Genomic DNA, 19,590 nt, shown 5'->3' on the forward strand with positions numbered 1-19,590 from the left:
GATTTTGATTTACTCGAAATTTCTGTTAGCAATAACTGTTTTGATTTTATTAAAGTTCTTATTTAATTTGTCTAGTGTTGTTTCGCGATACACACTATCTAATTCTTTTTCAACACCACTAAGCAGAGTTGTAGCATTAATTTTTATTTTGTTTTTTGAAACAGTTTTTATGTTAGTAGTGATCGCTTTTTGCCCCGTTTGTATTTCATTTAAAAGGGCTTCTGGACTCAGGTATTTGTAATTAGCTGGTTGAGTAGTTTCTGAATTGGGTGCTATTTCTTGAGCCACTATTTTTTGAATGGGTTCTAATTCTTGGATGTTTTTTTTCTCTCTAATGATAGTTTTTGTGTTGATTTTGTTTGTATTGGTTTGAACCAATATGGGTGATTGTTTTTCGACTGCAATTGTTGCGCTTGGAGCTGCGAAATCATTTTTTGGCTCATTTACAGTTACAATAGAACTTGAATTGTCATTTTGAGTGTTAGATATTGGTGTTGTAGTGTAGAAAATTCCTAAACCAAAAAACACTACTACTGCAGCGGCAACAGCTATCCAATTGTATTTTTTGATTGGTTTATTTTTCTCCGTACTATTTAGCATCTCGTCTAATCGATCCCAAGAAGAAGCCGAAGGTGGAATAGTCCTGTTATTCAACTTGTCTTTGATTTGAGTATCTATTTTATTTGGTTCCATTGAGTTTCTTTTTTAATTCAACGATTTGATTCTGTAATAATTTTCGAGCATGTGACAACTGCGATTTTGAGGTCCCCTCACTTATTTTAAGCATTGTTGCTATTTCTTGATGTTTATAACCTTCTATTGCAAATAAATTAAAAACCATTTTATAACCATCTGGTAAATTGTCAATTAAGTGTTGAATGTCATCAATTGAAAATTCTTCCATTTCGTAAGCCGATTCATTTTGGCTTAAATTATTGTCTTCAGTATTTTGATGAATAATTTGATTTTTATTTGCTCGAATAAAGTCAATGCATTCATAAATCATAATCCGTCTTATCCATCCTTCAAAACTGCCTTTGTGTTCAAATTTTTTCAAATGGGTAAACACTTTCATAAAGCCAGTTAACATGATATCTTCCGCATGATGAATATCGCTGATATAATTCCTGCAAACGCCTAACATCTTTGCAGAAAATTGATCATAGATCTGTTTTTGAGCCTGCCGATTGTTGTCAATGGCTAAATCAATGAGTTCTTTTACTTCTTGATGTAGGGGAATTACTTTCATTTACAATTTTGTAAATTATAATTTCGGTTTAGAAATTAGTCTCTGTAGTATTAGACGAGTTTTTCTAATTAATGGTTGTATAAGGTTTACTATTTTTTTTAAAATTAAAAATATTCAAACCAAAATAGTTTTATTGAAATAGAAAGTCAACTATTTTTTTGTACACTATTTTGTTTTGCAAACTGTGTCCTAAACCTTGAGTGGTTTCTAATACAGAGGCTTTCCAATAGTGGTTTATTTTTTGACTTTCGTCATGCAATACAACTGTGTCGTCTAGGTCATGCAATAGAAGTCCTTTAGCAGTTATCGAATGCGCATAATATTGTGCTGAAAACTCAGCCACTTTTATTTGGAAACGGTCCCAATAGTGTTGGTGAATTAGTTGTTCCATTCGGCTGCTCAATCGCAATAAGCCAACGTAATTCTTAAAGATAATGGCGTAATCAGAAGGTGCGCCTAACAACACCATTTTCTCTACGGTTGGATTATTGTAGGTGGCTTGGTAGTACAAACTTGCTTTGCCTCCAATGGAGTGTCCAATAATATAATTGGGACTGTACTTTTTGGCTACTATATTGATACTTGCAGCGTAGCGTATCACGTTAAATTCTTTTCCTTCCGATAATCCGTGAGCGGGTGCGTCAATAGCAATAATGGTATGGCCGGTTTCAAGCAAATGTGGAATTAATTTTTTCCATCGTGCCGTATTGCTTTCCCAACCATGTAGTAGAAAAATAATTTTTTCATTGCCTCTCCAAATATAGGTTTGGATAGCTTGTCCGTCTTTGTCAAAAATTTCTTTTTCGGCTTCAGCCAAAAAGGGAGGAAGTTGGGTAGTCATTAGTTTTCCTTTTCGAGGATGACTAAAAAGAGAGAAAGCAAGCAGTGTTGCTTTTTTTGGTGCAAACAAACACAGTAGGTTGATATAAGCTCCGTAGGATTTGGTGGTAATAAAGAAAAGGAATCGTTTCATATAAAAAAGTCCCGATTTGCATCGGGACTTAAAGTATTTAAAATTTAGAAAATAATTTTTCCATTTTTTCTCTTTCTTCTTCGGCTAACGTACTGTCAACTAAAATTCTTCCAGAGTGCTCATCGGTGATGATTTTCTTTCTTGATGCAATTTCCACTTGTGTTTGCGGTGGGATAGTAAAGAAAGAACCTGCAGATGCGCCTCTTTCAATAGAAACCACTGCTAATCCGTTACGAACACTGCTTCTGATTCTATTGTAAGCAGTCAACAAACGCTCTTCGATTTGTCCTTGGAACTCTACTGATTTTTCAGATAAGAATTCTTCTTCTTTCTGAGTCTCCGCCATAATAGCTTCCAATTCAGATTTTTTGTGTTTCAAGTGGGTTGATTTGGCTTCTAATTTTTCTTTAGAATTAGCAATCACCTCTTTTTTGTGTTCGATAGAGGCTTTCATTTCTTTGATTTGCTTTTCAGCTAATTGAATTTCTAATTCTTGAAATTCAACTTCTTTAGTCAATGAATTGTATTCTCTGTTGTTACGAACGCTCTCTTGTTGTTTGGTGTATCTTTTGATCGCTTCTTTGTGCTCATCAATAGCATTTTTCTTTACTTTGATTTGCTCTTCGATTACTTCAAGTTCGCTTTTTAATTTTTCTGAACGAGTGCTTAAACCAGCTACTTCATCTTCTAAATCTTCTACCTCTAAAGGAAGTTCTCCTCTTACGTTTCTGATTTCGTCAATTCTAGAGTCAATTAATTGTAAATCGTAAATTGCTCTTAACTTGTCCTCGACACTTAATTCTTTTTTAGTCGCCATATTTTATAAGTACTTAACTGGATTTGTATTTTCTTCTGAAAAAATGATGGCAAAATTAAGGATTTTTTTTCTAAGAAAGTCAACAATATAATTTTTTGTATACCGTTCGCTTTCAAAATGTCCAATATCGGCCAAAAGTAACTGGTTTTCTGCTTCATAGAACTGATGGTATTTCAAATCGGCGGTCAAAAATGCATCGGCTCCAGCTTGAATAGCGTTTTGAATTGCAAAACTTCCAGCTCCGCCTAAAACCGCTACTTTTTGAATGGATTTTTCAAGAAATTGCGAATGACGAATACCGCCCGTTTGCATTTTTTCTTGCACCATTTCCAAGAATTCTTTTTCGTTCATAGGAGTTGCTAATTCGCCAATCATTCCTAATCCAATATTTTGATGTTGGTTTTTCAGGTCGTAGATTTCGTAAGCAACTTCTTCATAAATATGGGTTTGAAATAAAGCCTTTAGAATTTTGCTTTCTAAATGCTTTTCAAAGGTAACTTCGATTTTAATTTCATCGGCTTGAACTAATTCAAGGCGTTCGCCAATTACGGGATTACTATGTTCGTTGCCTTTATAGGTTCCCATTCCGTTTGAGTTGAAGCTGCAGTTGTCATAATTACCAATACTTCCCGCTCCAGCTTTGAATAATGCGTTTCGAACTTCCTCTGCATTTTCAGGAACTGTATACGTCACTAATTTGCGGATGAAATTTTCTTTTGGGATCAGGATTTTGGTATTTTTCAGTCCCAAGGCATTGCAAAATATTGTATTGACTCCTTCAGGATGATTGTCCAAAGCGGTGTGAACCGCATAGATGGCAATGTCGTTTTTGATCGCTTTAATAATGGCACGTTCTACATAGTTTTTGCCTGTAATTTTCTTCAAACCCGAAAAAAGGATGGGGTGAAAGCAAACCACCAAATTGCATTTTTTGTTAACCGCTTCGTCAATGACACTTTCCAAAGCATCATGACACACTAAAATTCCGGTTGCTTCATTTTCTTGATTTCCTACTAATAGGCCCACATTATCAAAGTCTTCGGCATAAGCCAAAGGAGCCATTTCTTCGAGGATGGGGAATATATCTTTAATTTTCATTTTCATGTATTAGAGTGAACAAAGTAACGAATAATGGTCGCAACTTTTATATAAAGATAAAATATTCTACTTTCGTAGGATGAATCTTTTTCGAAAAATACTTTTCCCTTTTGCTATTCTGTATGGTTTCATAACGGGTATTCGTAACTTTTTGTTTGACAAAGGGATTCTAAAATCGTATTCATTTCAACTTCCCGTTATCGTCGTTGGAAATTTAAGCGTCGGCGGCACTGGAAAAACACCTCAAATAGAATATTTAATTCGATTACTATCGGAACGTTTTTCACTTGCGACATTGAGTCGAGGTTATAAAAGAAAATCAGTAGGATTTATTTTAGCGAATGCCAATGCAACTGCAGAAATCCTAGGAGATGAACCTTTTCAGTTTTTTCAAAAATTTCCTTCTATACAAGTAGCAGTTGATGCAGATAGAAAAAATGGGATTGAACAATTATTGGTACAGGATAAAAAGCCAGAAGTCATTTTGTTAGATGATGCGTTTCAACACCGCAAGGTGAAAGCTGGATTTTATATACTGTTGACAGCCTATGATGATTTGTTTTCGGAGGATTTCTTATTGCCTACAGGCAATTTAAGGGAATCAAGAAGAGGCGCGCAAAGAGCAGATGTGATTGTGGTAACCAAATGTCCAACAACACTTACTAAGGAGGAACAATCAAGCCTTAAGTACAGCCTCAATGCCTATTCCAATGCTACTATTTTTTTTAGTGTTATTGCTTATGATACTTCGGTTCATTCTAAAAATTCGTCTATTTCAGTGGCTGAAATTAAGCAATCCGATGCTGTACTTTTAGCGGGGATTGCCAAACCCGATTCCTTTTTTGATTACTTAAAAAATGAGCAATCCGTTTGTTTGACTTATCCAGATCACCATCATTTTACAGAAAGTGATATTCTACATATTCAACAACAAGCGGGGGAGAAGAAAATTGTAACTACCGAAAAAGATTATGTACGTTTGAAAGATTCGGACTTGAAAGACCAATTGTATTATTTACCCATTCGCACTTCTTTTATTAATGATTCAGATCAATTTGATGCCGCAATATTGGATTATTTGAAGTGCTAATTTACCCTTTCAGTTTACTGGTAAATAAAATCAAATCAATCAGACGAGACGAATAGCCAATTTCGTTGTCGTACCAGCCTACTACTTTTACCATTTTATCAATTACAGAAGTGAGTTGTGCATCAAAAACACAAGAATTAGTATTGCCAATTACATCTACTGAAACAATTGGGTCTTCGGTGTAGGCTAATATTCCTATTAAATTCGTTTCGGCAGCCGATTTGAAAGCAGCGTTAATTTCGTCAATCGTAACTGCTCGTTTGACATTGAAAGTAATGTCGGTTAACGAACCGTCAGGAACAGGAACCCGGATACCACAGCCTCCTATTTTATTGTCTAAATGAGTGAATATTTTAGTCAAAGCTTTAGCTGCTCCAGTAGTTGTTGGAACAATAGATTGACTGGCTCCACGCGCACGACGTAAATCTTTATGGGGTTGGTCGTGTAAACTTTGATCGGTGGTAAACGAGTGAATGGTAGTAATGTATGCTTGTTCAATTCCGCACAATTGGTCAATGATTTGGATCATTGGTGCGGCATTATTGGTCGTACAACTCGCATTAGAAATAATGGTTTCACTTCCGTCAAGAATTTCTTCATTAACTCCTAAAACAACAGTTTTTATGCTATCGACTTCAGCAGGTGCTGATAGAATTACTTTTTTGGCTCCAGCCAAAATGTGTGCATTCAGTTCGTCAAATGTTTTGTATTTTCCTGTCGATTCGATGACATAGTCGATGTTGAGACTTTTCCAGTCCAAATTAGCAATGCTTTTTTCGTGAAAGAAAAGAAATTGCTGTCCGTTGATCATAATGCCTTGGTCGTCTGAGTCGACTTCAAAAGGCAGAACACCATGAATACTATCGTATTTCACCAAATGCGCCATTGTCTTAGTTTCGGCAATGTCATTGATGGCAACGACTTCGATTTCAGGATGATTCAATAGCAATCGAAATAGGTTTCGACCTATTCTTCCAAAACCGTTAATTGCAATTCGAATTTTCAAAATGGTGTGTTTAAAGAATATGTTTTTGTGCCTTGTATGAAGAACGAACTAAAGCACCACTTTCAACATGGCGGAAGCCTAATTCCAATCCGTATTTTTCATATTTTTCGAATTGTTCTGGCGTAATATATTCTTTTACAGGTAAGTGTTTTTTACTTGGTTGCAAGTACTGACCAATAGTCACCACATCCACATTAGCAGCACGCAAGTCGCGTAGTGTTTGCATTACTTCTTCCTCTTCTTCGCCTAAACCAAGCATAATTCCTGATTTGGTTCTGTTGATGCCTTTTTCTTTTAAATAACGCAATACTTCCATACTACGATCGTATTTGGCTTGGATGCGCACTTCGCGTGTTAAACGACGTACGGTTTCAATATTGTGAGAAACTACTTCCGGATTGGCTTCTACGATACGATCTAGGTTTCTTTCGATGCCTTGAAAATCGGGAATTAAAGTTTCTAAAGTCGTGTTCGGATTCATTCTGCGAATGGCTTTTACGGTTTCTATCCAAATGATAGAACCACCATCTTTTAAATCATCACGATCAACACTTGTAATCACGGCATGTTTGATGTTCATGATTTTAATAGAACGAGCTACTTTTTCGGGCTCATCCCAATCTACTGTTTCTGGACGTCCTGTTTTTACCCCACAAAAACCACAAGAACGTGTACATACATTACCCAAAATCATAAAGGTAGCAGTACCTTCTCCCCAGCATTCGCCCATATTAGGACAACTTCCAGAGGTACAAATCGTGTTCAAGTTGTATTTGTCTACTAAGCCACGTAATTCCGTATATTTTTTACCAATAGGTAATTTTACACGCAACCATTTTGGTTTAGACGTAGGTAATTTATTTTCTAAAACAGTTTCCATACAATCAATTTTTCGGTTACAAATATAAGGAATGTTGTTGAGTTGAAATGCCTTATTTTGGTTTAACAAAAGTTAAATAATAGCGGTTCAATTACTTTCCTTTTTGGATGATTTCAGCCAATAATTTTTTGGCTCTTAAAATTTTGATTTTAACATTACTCAGTGGTTCTTCAATTTTGTTGGCTATTTCTTGGTAACTCATTTCTTGAAAATAGCGCATTTGAATGACTTCTTGATAATGGGGTTTCAATTCTTTGATGAATTTTAATAACTGCGAAAGGTTTTGCTCTGTAATTAATTTATCTTCTACAGAAGGGGTAGTATCGGCGACGTTTTGGGCTCTTTGATCTTCTTGTTCCGTGATTTCGACAAACAGGCTTGACTTTCTTTTTCGCAACAAATCGACATGGCCATTTTTAGCAATGGCAATCAACCAGGTGTTGAATTGGAATTCGTTATTATAGGTGCTTATTTTATTAAAAGCTTTGGAGAAAGTTTCGATGGTAATGTCTTCGGCATCGGTTTCATTTTCTGTACGCACCAACATAAAGCCATATACTTCGTTCCAATAATAATCCAATAGAAAAGTGAAGGCGGTTTGATCGCCCAGTTTTGCTTTTTCTATTTGTTGGTTTATTTCCAATGGATTGGTTTTGAGAATAAATTGGTAAAATACGCATTTGCTTGCGTAAAGATAAGTACAATTTCAACGATTGGGAACCACCATTTAAGATCGTTTTCTTTTAATTTACCTGCTGAAAATCCAACCACTGTCCAAGCCACAATATAACGCACTAGGAAAATGCTCAGAACGATAATCCACTCATATTGAAACGCTAATAAAATGGCCGCCATTAAGACAAATGTCAACTGGGAAGCATAAAAAATCCCTAGTCGCAATTGATCCATTATTGGAAAATAATTAGCAGTGGCAATTTGTCTTCTTTTTTGATTAAAAAAATCTGAAAAAGAAGTTTTAGCTTTGGATATTGAAAAACTTTCAGGCGTAAAAGCAATCGTTGTATTTTTACCATTTGCCGCCTGATTGATAAATAATTCATCGTCGCCAGTACGAATTTGCATATGGTCAATAAATCCGTTTACATTAAAAAACTCTTCTTTTTTGTAGGCCATATTTCGACCCACACCCATATACGGTTGGCCTAATTTAGCCCATGAAAAATAGTTAATGGTTGTCAATACATTTTCAAAACGAATGATTTTATTTAAGAATGAGTTGGTAATTTTTTCATATTTACCATAACCCAAAACAATCGTTTTTTGCATGGTAAATTGCGAACTCATAGCAGTAATCCAATCTTTTGATGTTGGATAACAATCGGCATCAGTAAATAGCAGGTATTCTTTTTTAGCCGCTTTGATTCCTAAAGTCAAGGCGTATTTTTTGTTCCCCCAAAAGGCTTCGTTGTTTTCTACTTTTACCAAACGTACGTTAGAGTATTGCTTTTCAAATTGTTCGAAAATTTCTAGAGTATTATCTCCAGAAGCATCGTCAATTAATACAATTTCAAAATCAGGATAATTTTGTTCAGCCAAAAGCGGAATGAAATTAGCTACATTTTCTTCTTCATTTTTGGCACAAACAATTACCGAAATAGGAATTCTTTTGGGTGTAATTTTTTGTGCTTTCGCAAAAGCAAATTGCCCAAAAACACCTAGATAATAGGCCAATTGAATTACGGCTATGCCAATAAAAATGTATAAAAGTATCATCATGTGAAAATAGTCTTTTTAAATCGTGTGCAAAGGTAGGAATACAAAAACGAATTTGAAATGAATACGAAGCAAATTTTTAGAACAATTAACCAATTTAATTTGCAATTTAAAAAGCTGAAAATAGAGTTAAATTACATTAACTTCTGCTTCGATATGAATTCCAAAAGTAGCAAACACGGTCTCCTGAATGTTTTTGGATACGGCCAAAATTTCTTGCCCGGTGGCATTTCCATAATTGACTAATACGAGTGCTTGGTTTTTATGAACTCCAGCATCGCCAAAACGCTTGCCTTTAAAACCTGCTTGTTCAATTAACCATCCCGCTGGAACTTTCACTTCGGTAGCCGAAACTTCATAGTATTTCATTTCAGGAAATTGTTGGTGTATTTTCTCGAAATCCGATTTCAAAACAATAGGATTTTTGAAGAAACTACCGCTGTTTCCTAATTCTTTTGGATCGGGTAATTTACTTTGACGAATCGCAATAACGGCATTGCTCACATCTTTTAGACTTGGAGTTTGAATGTTATTTTTTTCTAATTCGCCAAGAATATCTCCGTAGGAAGTATTGATCTTGTGGTTGCGTTTAGTTAGTTTAAAAACTACTGAAGTAATGATGTATTGGTTTTTGACTTCGTTTTTGAAAATACTTTCTCGATAACCAAAATGACATTCTTCGTTGGAAAAGGTTCTTATCTCTTGGTTTGCAATAGCCATGGCTTGACAGGAAACAAAATGATCTTTAATTTCTGCACCATATGCCCCAATATTTTGTACCGGCGTCGTTCCAACATTGCCAGGTATTAATGACATGTTTTCTAAACCGCCAAAATTTTGTTCTATCGTCCAAAGCACAAACTCGTGCCAATTTTCACCAGCCTGACTTTCGACCCAAACAAAATCATCATTTTCCTTAATAATTTTTTTGCCTTTCAAATCGATATGAATGACCAAGGCGTCTATGTCTTGGGTTAAAAGCATGTTGCTTCCGCCACCTAAAATGAATTTCTTCTCTGTTGGATTATTTACTAAAACAGTTTTCAATTCTTCAACTGAATGTACTGCTGTAAACTGTTTCGCTTTGGCTTCAATGCCAAATGTGTTGTAGTTTTTTAGAGAAAAATGAGAATGTAGCGTCATGAAAAAAATTGCTTTTTGAAAGTTCAAAAGTAAGAATTAAAATTCGTCAGTGGTAACTGCACGATTGATAAAATCGTTCAAAGGTTTTAAAGCAATTAATTTTCGCGTCATTTTGAGAACAAAATCTTCTTTCAATACTTCTGAAATGTCAAATTTATGACTTGCTTCAAAGCTTTTTAATTTTAAGTTCTCTATTGCTGGATGGTCTTTTTCATATCCACGAGGCGGATTTTTTAAAGTGCTGGCTTCATTTCGATCAAAATCGCCAAACTCCTTTTTGAAATTTTTCTCCTGTAAAATTGCTTCCAAGTCATCATAAAAATAAGCAATTTCTCGGCGAACTTTTTTCAAATCGTCTGCTTCAGGACAGTAGAATCCGCCAGCAATAAAACTTTTATCTCGTTCAATATGAACATAGTAACCCGAACGGTTATTCCCTTTTGAACCCGAAGAAATCCAGATTCCAACGTAGGTTTTGTATGGTGTTTTGTCTTTGGAAAAACGAATATCGCGATTAATTCTAAACGTACAATTTTTAATTTCCAATAGTTCCAAAGAAGGATCTAAAGGTTTCAAAGCATCCAAAAAATGACCAACTAATTGTTGGTAGTCTTTTTTGAATGTTTTGTATCTTTTTTTGTTGTCTAAAAACCAATCTCGATTGTTATTGGCTTTTAAATCGTCTAAAAATTGTAGGCTGTCTTTAGAAAGCATGGTGTGTTTTTTAGAGTTGTTTTTTTTCAGCAGTTGTAGCCAAACCTTTAGTGGTCCAATTAATTATGCCGCCCTCCATTTCAATAATGGATGTAAAACCTAGTTCGATTAGTTTTTCTGCAGCTAAATGACTTCTTTTACCACTTCTACAATATATAAAAACTGGTTTAGATGTGTCGTATTTGGTAGTATTAGTTGAAAAATCGGGGCTATACCAATTTACATTTTCAGCATTTTGTAGATGATCTACTGTAAACTCTTCAGGAGTTCTGACATCCAAAATTTGCGCATTGGGTGTAGCGGTAATTTCATTTTTAAATGCAACGGGATCTATTATTTTGATGTTTTTTGATGATTGGGCGTTACACGATACAATAGCAAATAATAGAAAAGCTGAAAATATTGGAGCTAATGATTTCATTTATAGGTTTAATAAAATTAATAAGCTAAAGTACCTTTTTTTTAATTTTAATCGAAGTATAATCGTTATAAATTAAAAATTTTATAGCTCTGAAGTGTCGATTTAACAATGGTTTCGGTACGTTCTGGATGCGTATCCGAAATAAAGAGTTGTCCAAAGGTGTCGCTGTTTACCATGTCTATAATTTTAGCCACACGACTTTCGTCTAATTTGTCAAAAATATCATCAAAAAGTAAAATGGGTTTGACACCACTTTGTTTTTTCAAAAATTCAAATTGTGCCAACTTTAACGCAATTAAAAATGATTTTTGTTGGCCTTGTGAACCAAATTTCTTGATGGGATAGGAGTCAATTTCAAATGATAAATCGTCTTTATGAATCCCAACACTGGTGAATTGTAACGCGCGATCTTTGTTGATATTTTCAACTAATAATGTTGCCAAATCATTGTCGAATAAATGACTTTCATACACGAGTTGAACCGTTTCTTGCGAATCAGTAATAGCTTGGTGGTGTTTGTTGAAAATAGGAATAAATTCTTGAATAAATTCTTTTCTTTTTTGGAAAATAGATTGCGCAAAACCGTTGAGTTGCTCGTTGTAAATGGATAAAGTATCGTTGTCAAAAACATGATTTAAAGCAAAGTATTTCAACAAGGCATTGCGCTGACTAATTACTTTTTGGTATTGAATAAGTTGTTGTAAATAAAGTGCATCTAATTGTGATATCACACTATCCATGAATTTGCGACGTGTTTCACTTCCTTCAATAATTAAATCCCTGTCGGCAGGTGAAATGATTACCAAAGGCACAAAGCCAATATGGTCTGAAAATTTATCGTAGACTTTTCCGTTGCGTTTAAGGATTTTCTTTTGCCCTTTTTTGAGACTGCACACAATTTGTTCAGCTCTATTCTCTTTTTCCAGTTCAGCATCGATTACAAAAAACTCTTCACCGTGTTTGATATTTTGGACAGCAAGCGGATTGAAATAACTCTTTCCGTAGGATAAATGGTAGATTGCATCGAGTACATTGGTTTTTCCGATTCCGTTTTTACCAACAAAACAATTGATTTTGGTGTCAAACTCGAAATTGGCCTCCGAAAAGTTCTTGTAATTGAATAATGAAATCTTTTTTAAATACATTTTTTGTCTTGCTGGAATGAAGAATGGGGCTTTATGAGAGCGCTTTTTCAAACTGCCCGCAAATTATTGAAAAATATCCATAAAATGCCTTTTAGATTTGAATAAAAATTTTATTTTTGCCACTCACTAAATTTAATTGAAATGGCCACTTATAATAAAAGAGGATATAAAACCCCGAAAGAAAAAGAAGTTAAAGAAGTTGTAGAAGATGTACTGATTGATGAAAAAGACAGCACCACTGCTGGTGTTTTTTCAAAATTGGACGAAACTGCTTCTAAAACGGAAGATTTTGTTGCTAAAAATCAAAAAGTAATCATTGGATTTGTTGCTGCTATTGCTTTAGTGACTGTTGGGTATTTAGCCTATGAGAAATTCATCGCTACACCAAAAGAGGAAGAAGCGGCTAATGAAATGTTTGTGGCTCAACAAAATTTCCAAAAAGCAACTGACGGAGTAGCAAGTGACTCTTTGTATAAATTGTCATTGAATGGTTCTGAAGGTAAATTTGGTTTTATTAAAATTGCTGAAGAATACGCTGGAACAGATGCAGGAAACTTGGCTAACTATTATGCAGGTATTGCTTACTTGAATACAGGAAAATATGCTGAAGCTATTGATTTCTTAAGCCAGTTTGAATCAAAAGACATGATATTAAGTGCTTTGGCTAAAGGGGCAATAGGCGATGCTTACGCTCAAAAAAACCAACCCAAAGAGGCTTTAGAAAATTACATCAAAGCGGTTGAGGCTAGTAAAAACGATTTTACAACGCCACGTTTCTTGTTAAAAGCTGGTAAAACAGCTTTGGCATTAGGAAACAAAGAAGAAGCTTTGAAATACCTTACCGATATTAAAGATAATTATGATACAACTCCTGAAGCAGCTTCAGTTGATGTATTGATTGGATTGGCACAATAGTTCATTTCCAAACTACAATTTAGGTTAGCAATTATAGTCCCATTAGTTTTCTAAGGAGTTGTAATTTCTAACCTTTATTTTTTATCTTTAACTCACAACCTTAAACTTGATTTACGATGGCTACCGAAAATAAAAATTTATCAGAATACGATAAAAATAGCGTTCCAGATGCTCGCAATTTTCGTTTTGGAATTGTAGTGGCCGAGTGGAATGAAACCATTACCGAAGGGCTTTATAATGGTGCGTTTACAACCTTGATAGAGAACCAAGTTCCTCAGCAACAGATTATTCGTTGGAATGTTCCGGGAAGTTTTGAATTGGTGTATGGTGCCAAAAAAATGCTGCAAACTCAAAATGTCGATGCGGTAATCGTAATTGGTTGCGTAATTCAAGGACAAACCAAACATTTTGATTTCGTTTGTGAAGGCGTAACTCAAGGAATCAAGGATTTAAATGTACAAACGGATATTCCTGTTATTTTTTGTGTGTTGACCGACAATACCATGCAACAATCAATTGATAGAAGCGGTGGTATTCACGGCAACAAAGGAACAGAGGCGGCTATAGCGGCTATCAAAATGGCTTTTATTCGTCAGCAAGCTTCCTTTTCTAATCAAATGGACAATCAGCACTTATTAGTAAATGCTACTTTGCAAATTGATAGTAAGCCATTGCAAATAGAAGAATAGATAAAACAAAATACATTTTGAAACCTATACTGTTAACTAACTAGTATAGGTTTTTCTGTTTTTTGTAATTAGTGATGTTTTAAAACCAAGTATAAATTCCCTAAATTTGTGCTTTATGGTTTGGCCATAAATTAAACCCAACAATTAAAACTTTTTTGATGTCGAGTATTATTCAATTACTTCCTGATCATGTTGCCAATCAAATTGCCGCTGGAGAAGTGGTGCAGCGACCAGCTTCTGTGGTGAAAGAGTTATTGGAAAATGCGGTCGATGCCAAAGCAACAGACATCAAATTGATCATTAAGGATGCTGGTAAGTCCTTGATTCAAGTGATTGATAATGGAGTAGGTATGAGTGTAACCGATGCGCGTTTGTGTTTTGAGCGCCATGCTACTTCAAAAATTCGCCAGGCCGAAGATTTATTTTCCTTGCACACCAAAGGTTTTCGCGGTGAAGCCTTAGCCTCTATTGCGGCGATTGCTCATGTCGAAATGAAAACCAAGCAGGACCAGGAAGAACTAGGAACACATCTTATTATTGAAGGAAGTAAATTTATTTCTCAAGAAGTGGCAGTTTTGCCCAAGGGAACTTCGTTTGCGGTTAAAAATCTATTTTATAATATTCCGGCTCGACGCAATTTCTTGAAATCGGATATTGTGGAATACCGTCATGTGATTGACGAGTTCCAACGTGTTGCCTTGGCACATCCCAATATTCATTTCACTTTTTATCACAATGGAAGTGAAATGTTCAATTTGCCTCAATCTAATTTCAGACAGCGAATTGTGGCTATTTTTTCGGGTAAAACCAATGAAAAATTAGTTCCAGTTCAAGAAGAAACTGAAATTGTCGAGATCCAAGGATTTGTGAGCAAACCTGAATTTGCCAAAAAAAATAGGGGAGAGCAATTCTTTTTTGTTAACGATCGCTACATCAAAAGTGGCTATTTGCATCACGCAGTGATGGCAGCCTATGACGGAATTCTGAAAGATGGGACTCAACCAAGTTATTTCTTGTTTCTGACTGTTCCACCTCATACGATTGATATCAATATTCATCCAACTAAAACCGAGATTAAGTTTGATGATGAACAAGCTTTGTATGCGATTTTAAGAGCCGCTATCAAACACAGCTTGGGACAATTTAATGTGGCCCCTATTTTGGACTTTGATCGCGATGCTAATTTGGATACGCCTTATCATTACAAAGATGTTGAAGGAGCCATGCCTACTGTTCAAGTGGATGCTAATTTCAATCCTTTTGCTGACGAAAAAGCAACAAAATCCTATTCGGGTTCAAGTTCTAATTATAAAAAAACCGCAATTGCTTCGAGTTGGGAAGGATTGTATGTGGGTTTAAAACAAGAAACAGAAACCTTTTCGGCAGCTAGCAATTTTAGCTTTGAAAATGAAGAAGTCACCGCTTCTTTGTTTGATCTAGAAGATGCTGAACCCACGGTACATAGAACCTATCAAATTCATAAAAAATACATTGTGTCCCCAATCAAATCAGGGATGGTGATTGTCGATCAACAACGGGCACATCAACGCGTGTTGTACGAACAATTTTTGGTTAGTATGACGGTGCAACAAGCTTCTAGCCAGCAATTGTTATTTCCATTGAATTTGTCTTTTTCAAATAATGAGTTGGAATTGATTGCCGAATTGCAATTGTCTTTGATGAATACAGGATTTGTTTTTGAGGAAACCCAAGCCGACCATATTGTTATTTCTGGAATTCCAGTCAATATCACCGAAAGTGAAGTTGCTTTAGTTTTGGAACAATTGCTATCTGATTTGGAAGATGGTATTCCGGAAAGTAGTTTCAGTCAAAACGATACGATAGCCAAATCGATGGCGAAAAGTTTGGCGGTTAAAACCGGAAGTTATTTGACCGAAAAAGAACAAGAAAATTTGGTTAATGGCCTGTTTGCTTGTAAGGAGCCTAATGTTTCCCCATTTCAAAAACCCACTTTTATCACGATGCGTGTGGAAGATATAGATAAAAAATTTGCCCTATGAGAAATGTAACAGAGACGGTTAAACAGTTAATCATTATTAATATTTTATTTTTTATTGGTACCCTTTTAGTATCGGGTCCTGCCTATAAATACCTCGCTTTATTTTTTCCTGAAAACCAAGATTTTAAAGCTTGGCAGCCCATAACTTATATGTTTATGCACGGCGGATTTATGCATATTTTGTTTAATATGTTCGCTTTGTATTCGTTTGGTTCGGCTTTAGAATTATTTTGGGGAAGCAAGAAGTTTTTGTTTTTCTATATTTCGTGTGGATTGGGTTCGGCCTTAGTGCATACCGGAGTGAATTATTATCATTTTCAAGAAGGTTTAAATACCCTGCTTTCTAATGGTTTTTCGAAGGTAGAAATTCTACAGTTGTTGAATGAAGGTAAAATAGATACCCGTTGGCAAGAGCTTTTAACCGTTACTGAATTTCAGAATTTCACTAGCGCCTATTTAGGAACAGCTGTTGGTGCTTCGGGAGCGATTTACGGAATCATTGTTGCGTTTGCATTCATGTTTCCAGAGGCTGAATTAGGTTTGATGTTTATTCCCATTCCGATTAAAGCCAAATACTTTGTACCTGGATTGGTATTGATTGATTTATATCTAGGTGTTTCTGGTAAATCCATCTTTGGCGGAGGCGGTATTGCTCATTTTGCGCATGTTGGAGGGGCTTTGTTTGGTTTCTTAATTATGTGGTATTGGAAGAAAAATCAGTTCAATTCGAACCGTTGGAACTAGTTAAGAATCAGTAATATTTTTACAAATGAGTAGTATACTGGACGATATAAAAATGCAATATCAATTTGGAGGAGTAGCCTTTAGGCTTATCTTTTGGAATGTTTTGTGTTTTCTTGTTTCAGTACTATTTTTCTATAACTTTCAGTTGGGAGTTTTCCATTTTCCATCGTGGATCGCATTGTCTTCAGATCCAAATGTATTTATTACAATGCCTTGGACTTTAATTAGCTATGCTTTTTTTCATCATGGAATTGGGCATTTGTTTTTTAATATGATGGTCTTGCATTTCTCCAGTATGCTTTTCTTGACTTTTTTTAATTCCAAACAATTTATGGGATTGTATTTGTTAAGTGCACTATTTTCAGGAGTAGCATTTGTGGTGGGTTATTATTTTTTGCAAATGAATTCATCTATGGTGGGTGCTTCAGGAGCAATAATGGCAATTTTAGTGGCTACAACGACTTATCGTCCATTAATGACTGTTCGATTACTGTTTTTTGGTAACGTTAAATTATGGCACCTAACAGCAGTAATTTTGGTACTGGACTTCATGCAGTTTAAAATTGAAAATACTGGTGGACATATTGCGCATTTGGCGGGTGCTTTTTTTGGATTTATTTTTATTAAATTGCTTCAAAATGGAATGGATCTGAGTCGGATTTTAAATAATCCATTTAAACAATCAAAACGTACTCCTTTTAAAAAGGTACATAAAAATTATTCCAAACCGCTAGCAAAGCCGAGTTCAAGAATAGTGGTAAAAGATAAAACGCAGCAACAAATTGATGAAATTTTAGATAAAATTAGTCAATCCGGTTATGATTGTTTGACCCAAGAAGAAAAAGAATTTCTGTTCAAAGCAGGAAAATAATTTTAGATAGAATACGAAGATGAAAAATCTTTCATGGTTTAACAAAGGGATGTTTCTTTTAAATATAGTGCTGACTGTAGTGACATTCAGTGCGTATTTGTTACCTTTTTTAGCACCGAAAGCATTTCCATTATTATCGGTATTGACCTTGTTTATGCCTTTATTTTTTGTGTTTAATGCTTTGTTCTTTTTTTATTGGGGAGTCCAATTTAAAAAGCGAATGATTTTATCAGGCTTGGTTCTTTTAATGGGAATTACCTTTATTAATAAATTCTATAAATTTTCTACCAAAGAATTTCCCGAAAGCGAAAAGGATTTTACAGTCATGAGTTACAATGTTCGGTTGCTCAATCTTTTTAAATGGATTGATAGAGACGATGTGCCTTTGCAAATTGTGAGTTTTATCAATGATGAAAATCCAGATATTTTATGTATCCAAGAGTATTCTACTTCAGCGGATATCGATTTGAAAGTATATCCCCACAAATATATTTTAATGGCGGGTGACCAAATTAAAACCGGCCAAGCTATTTTTTCTAAATTTCCTATTATCAATGAAGGAAATATTGTTTTTCCTAATTCGAATAACAATGTCATTTTTGCTGATATTAAGAAAGGAAAAGAAACGATTCGTGTCTATAATATGCATTTGCAATCCATCAAAATCTCTCCCGATGTTACTGAAATTAACGATGATATCAATGTGATTAATCAAAGCAAATCGCAAAAATTGTTTAACCGAATCAGTAAAGCTTTCAAACAACAACAGCAACAAGCGGAATTGTTTAAAGAACACAAAAATGATTGTCAATATCCTTTAATCATTTGCGGCGACATGAATAATAGTGCGTTTTCTTATGTATACCGAAACATAAAAGGCAAATTAAGAGATAGCTTTGAAGAAGCTGGTAAAGGTTTTGGTGCAACCTATAAGTTTCGCTATTACCCAGCGCGCATCGATTATATTTTTGCTGATGAAAAAATGAAAGTGAAAAAATTCGAAAGCTTTTCGAGTTTTGAAAATTCGGACCATTATCCTATAATGGCTAAACTTTCTTTTGAGTAATTACTTTATGTCTAGGGATTGCGATTTCAAATAATCCAAAGCAAATTTTCCTTCGTTGAATACCAAATCCAATACACTAAGATTGTTGATGAAACCAAATTTATCATCAAACACTTGGGTGTAACTTTCAAATTGAGATTGGTCTTTTTTTCCGTTGGCCAAATAGCGAAAATCAATTATTTCGTTAGCCTTAATTTCATGTACATATTCGGTTGTTGTAGTATACTCAATTTTCATTCGAAGGCAACGTGTAATCAACTCAAATACTTCTAGATTTAAGTCCATTAAAAAGGAATGTTTTTTTTCAAAAACCGGAAGTAAATCGTCTTCAAAAAATTCAAAAAATGGAGAACTTCTGTAGGCGGCTTCTAAAGATTTGAAGTGTTGTTTTTGCCAATCAAAATCATTTTCAATTTGAATGTCTTTTGTTTTTTGATGGGCTATTTTCGAATGTTTTACAGGAATATTGAGTAGTTGAATTCCATTAGGACTGTAGATATAAGTCCGATTCCGATTGGTTTGTTTTTGGAAATTATCTTCCATTTCAAAAGTGACTTTTTCGGCTTGAACAATAGCCGCAAAATGACTGATAGAAGGGAAGTAAGTAGGGTGAATAAGAATGTTCATTCGGTTATTCGTTGATTTGGTTATTTGTTGATTTGATAATTTCGTAATCCATTTAACTTATTAGTAATGCTCTCTAATTCCAATCTTAATTTTGAATATACTTCTTCCGAAATAAAATTCATTTCAAAGCATAAGATAAGTTGGTTAATTACTTCAATAGCAGAGCTAAAAGCCATCGTAGTAAAATGAGCTTTGTCTTTATAAGTAGTTCTTGCAGAGCCTTCCGCTATATTAGAATAAATTGAAACTGCAGCTCTTCGTAATTGGGAAATTAATCCAAACTTTTCTTGATCAGGAAATGTTGAAGTTATGGTATAGATTGTTTTGGTAAATTCTTTTGATTCGTTCCAAACTTCAAGTTTTTCAAATGAATAAGTATACATTTTTT

Annotated in this window: 22 protein-coding genes; 7 read left to right on the top strand and 15 right to left on the bottom strand. The window is 34.7% G+C overall.

Features of this window, described 5'->3' with window-relative positions:
- Positions 1-9: 9 nt before the first annotated feature.
- The 5 genes from LPC21_RS05485 to LPC21_RS05505 all read right to left on the bottom strand — a co-directional run bounded on the left by LPC21_RS05485 (position 10) and on the right by LPC21_RS05505 (position 4,137).
- Positions 10-693: a hypothetical protein gene (locus LPC21_RS05485; protein WP_229316171.1), complete on the bottom strand. Its 684-nt coding sequence runs from the start codon at positions 691-693 to the stop codon at positions 10-12.
- Positions 680-1,249, bottom strand: coding sequence for an RNA polymerase sigma factor (locus tag LPC21_RS05490; protein WP_229316172.1), 570 nt, complete (start codon positions 1,247-1,249; stop codon positions 680-682). Before LPC21_RS05490 ends, LPC21_RS05485 begins: the two co-directional genes overlap by 14 nt.
- A gap of 130 nt (positions 1,250-1,379) precedes the next feature.
- Positions 1,380-2,222 carry an alpha/beta hydrolase gene (locus LPC21_RS05495; protein ID WP_229316173.1) on the bottom strand — a complete coding sequence of 281 codons (843 nt, stop codon included), beginning with the start codon at positions 2,220-2,222 and terminating at the stop codon, positions 1,380-1,382.
- A gap of 37 nt (positions 2,223-2,259) precedes the next feature.
- Positions 2,260-3,039, bottom strand: coding sequence for a zinc ribbon domain-containing protein (locus tag LPC21_RS05500; protein WP_229316174.1), 780 nt, complete (start codon positions 3,037-3,039; stop codon positions 2,260-2,262).
- A 3-nt stretch (positions 3,040-3,042) separates the two neighbouring features.
- Complete coding sequence (locus LPC21_RS05505; protein WP_229316175.1) at positions 3,043-4,137, bottom strand: Nif3-like dinuclear metal center hexameric protein; 1,095 nt, start codon at positions 4,135-4,137, stop codon at positions 3,043-3,045.
- Positions 4,138-4,216: 79 nt separating this feature from the next.
- Here LPC21_RS05505 and lpxK point away from each other — a divergent pair, with 79 nt between their 5' ends.
- Positions 4,217-5,227: a tetraacyldisaccharide 4'-kinase gene (lpxK, locus tag LPC21_RS05510; protein ID WP_229316176.1), complete on the top strand. Its 1,011-nt coding sequence runs from the start codon at positions 4,217-4,219 to the stop codon at positions 5,225-5,227.
- Between the two features lies 1 nt (position 5,228).
- On the opposite strand, the gene gap is transcribed toward lpxK, so the two are convergent.
- The 8 genes from gap to recF all read right to left on the bottom strand — a co-directional run bounded on the left by gap (position 5,229) and on the right by recF (position 12,270).
- Entirely contained in the window at positions 5,229-6,233 is a 1,005-nt protein-coding gene (gene gap / locus LPC21_RS05515) for a type I glyceraldehyde-3-phosphate dehydrogenase (protein WP_229316177.1), read from the bottom strand.
- Between the two features lie 10 nt (positions 6,234-6,243).
- Positions 6,244-7,113, bottom strand: coding sequence for a lipoyl synthase (lipA, locus tag LPC21_RS05520; RefSeq protein ID WP_229316178.1), 870 nt, complete (start codon positions 7,111-7,113; stop codon positions 6,244-6,246).
- Positions 7,114-7,204: 91 nt separating this feature from the next.
- Positions 7,205-7,756 (bottom strand): RNA polymerase sigma factor, encoded by a 552-nt coding sequence (locus tag LPC21_RS05525; protein ID WP_229316179.1) that lies wholly within the window; start codon positions 7,754-7,756, stop codon positions 7,205-7,207.
- Positions 7,747-8,850 (bottom strand): glycosyltransferase, encoded by a 1,104-nt coding sequence (locus LPC21_RS05530; protein ID WP_229316180.1) that lies wholly within the window; start codon positions 8,848-8,850, stop codon positions 7,747-7,749. The genes LPC21_RS05525 and LPC21_RS05530 overlap by 10 nt, the downstream gene beginning before the upstream one ends.
- A gap of 126 nt (positions 8,851-8,976) precedes the next feature.
- The gene (murB, locus tag LPC21_RS05535; protein WP_229316181.1) at positions 8,977-9,990 is read right to left on the bottom strand and encodes a UDP-N-acetylmuramate dehydrogenase; all 1,014 of its coding nucleotides are present in this window, start codon (positions 9,988-9,990) and stop codon (positions 8,977-8,979) included.
- Between the two features lie 36 nt (positions 9,991-10,026).
- Positions 10,027-10,704: a DUF2461 domain-containing protein gene (locus tag LPC21_RS05540; RefSeq protein ID WP_229316182.1), complete on the bottom strand. Its 678-nt coding sequence runs from the start codon at positions 10,702-10,704 to the stop codon at positions 10,027-10,029.
- Between the two features lie 10 nt (positions 10,705-10,714).
- The gene (locus tag LPC21_RS05545) at positions 10,715-11,125 is read right to left on the bottom strand and encodes a rhodanese-like domain-containing protein (RefSeq protein ID WP_229316183.1); all 411 of its coding nucleotides are present in this window, start codon (positions 11,123-11,125) and stop codon (positions 10,715-10,717) included.
- Positions 11,126-11,190: 65 nt separating this feature from the next.
- Complete coding sequence (gene recF / locus LPC21_RS05550; RefSeq protein ID WP_229318556.1) at positions 11,191-12,270, bottom strand: DNA replication/repair protein RecF; 1,080 nt, start codon at positions 12,268-12,270, stop codon at positions 11,191-11,193.
- Positions 12,271-12,411: 141 nt separating this feature from the next.
- Here recF and LPC21_RS05555 point away from each other — a divergent pair, with 141 nt between their 5' ends.
- From LPC21_RS05555 to LPC21_RS05580, 6 genes are all read left to right on the top strand, one after another.
- Positions 12,412-13,185, top strand: a complete 774-nt coding sequence (locus LPC21_RS05555) for a tetratricopeptide repeat protein (RefSeq protein ID WP_229316184.1) — start codon at positions 12,412-12,414, stop codon at positions 13,183-13,185.
- A gap of 116 nt (positions 13,186-13,301) precedes the next feature.
- Entirely contained in the window at positions 13,302-13,874 is a 573-nt protein-coding gene (gene ribH, locus LPC21_RS05560; protein WP_229316185.1) for a 6,7-dimethyl-8-ribityllumazine synthase, read from the top strand.
- A gap of 158 nt (positions 13,875-14,032) precedes the next feature.
- Complete coding sequence (gene mutL / locus LPC21_RS05565) at positions 14,033-15,895, top strand: DNA mismatch repair endonuclease MutL (protein ID WP_229316186.1); 1,863 nt, start codon at positions 14,033-14,035, stop codon at positions 15,893-15,895.
- Positions 15,892-16,638: a rhomboid family intramembrane serine protease gene (locus tag LPC21_RS05570; protein ID WP_229316187.1), complete on the top strand. Its 747-nt coding sequence runs from the start codon at positions 15,892-15,894 to the stop codon at positions 16,636-16,638. The genes mutL and LPC21_RS05570 overlap by 4 nt, the downstream gene beginning before the upstream one ends.
- Positions 16,639-16,663: 25 nt before the next feature.
- Positions 16,664-17,509, top strand: coding sequence for a rhomboid family intramembrane serine protease (locus LPC21_RS05575; RefSeq protein ID WP_229316188.1), 846 nt, complete (start codon positions 16,664-16,666; stop codon positions 17,507-17,509).
- A gap of 19 nt (positions 17,510-17,528) precedes the next feature.
- Entirely contained in the window at positions 17,529-18,575 is a 1,047-nt protein-coding gene (locus LPC21_RS05580) for an endonuclease/exonuclease/phosphatase family protein (protein WP_229316189.1), read from the top strand.
- On the opposite strand, the gene LPC21_RS05585 is transcribed toward LPC21_RS05580, so the two are convergent.
- Both LPC21_RS05585 and LPC21_RS05590 read right to left on the bottom strand, forming a co-directional pair.
- Entirely contained in the window at positions 18,576-19,202 is a 627-nt protein-coding gene (locus tag LPC21_RS05585) for a WbqC family protein (RefSeq protein WP_229316190.1), read from the bottom strand. It lies immediately after the preceding gene.
- 20 nt (positions 19,203-19,222) lie between these two features.
- Positions 19,223-19,585 carry a four helix bundle protein gene (locus tag LPC21_RS05590; RefSeq protein ID WP_229316191.1) on the bottom strand — a complete coding sequence of 121 codons (363 nt, stop codon included), beginning with the start codon at positions 19,583-19,585 and terminating at the stop codon, positions 19,223-19,225.
- Positions 19,586-19,590: the final 5 nt, after the last annotated feature.

It is taken from the genome of Flavobacterium ammoniigenes, from assembly GCF_020886055.1.
Lineage (GTDB): Bacteria > Bacteroidota > Bacteroidia > Flavobacteriales > Flavobacteriaceae > Flavobacterium > Flavobacterium ammoniigenes.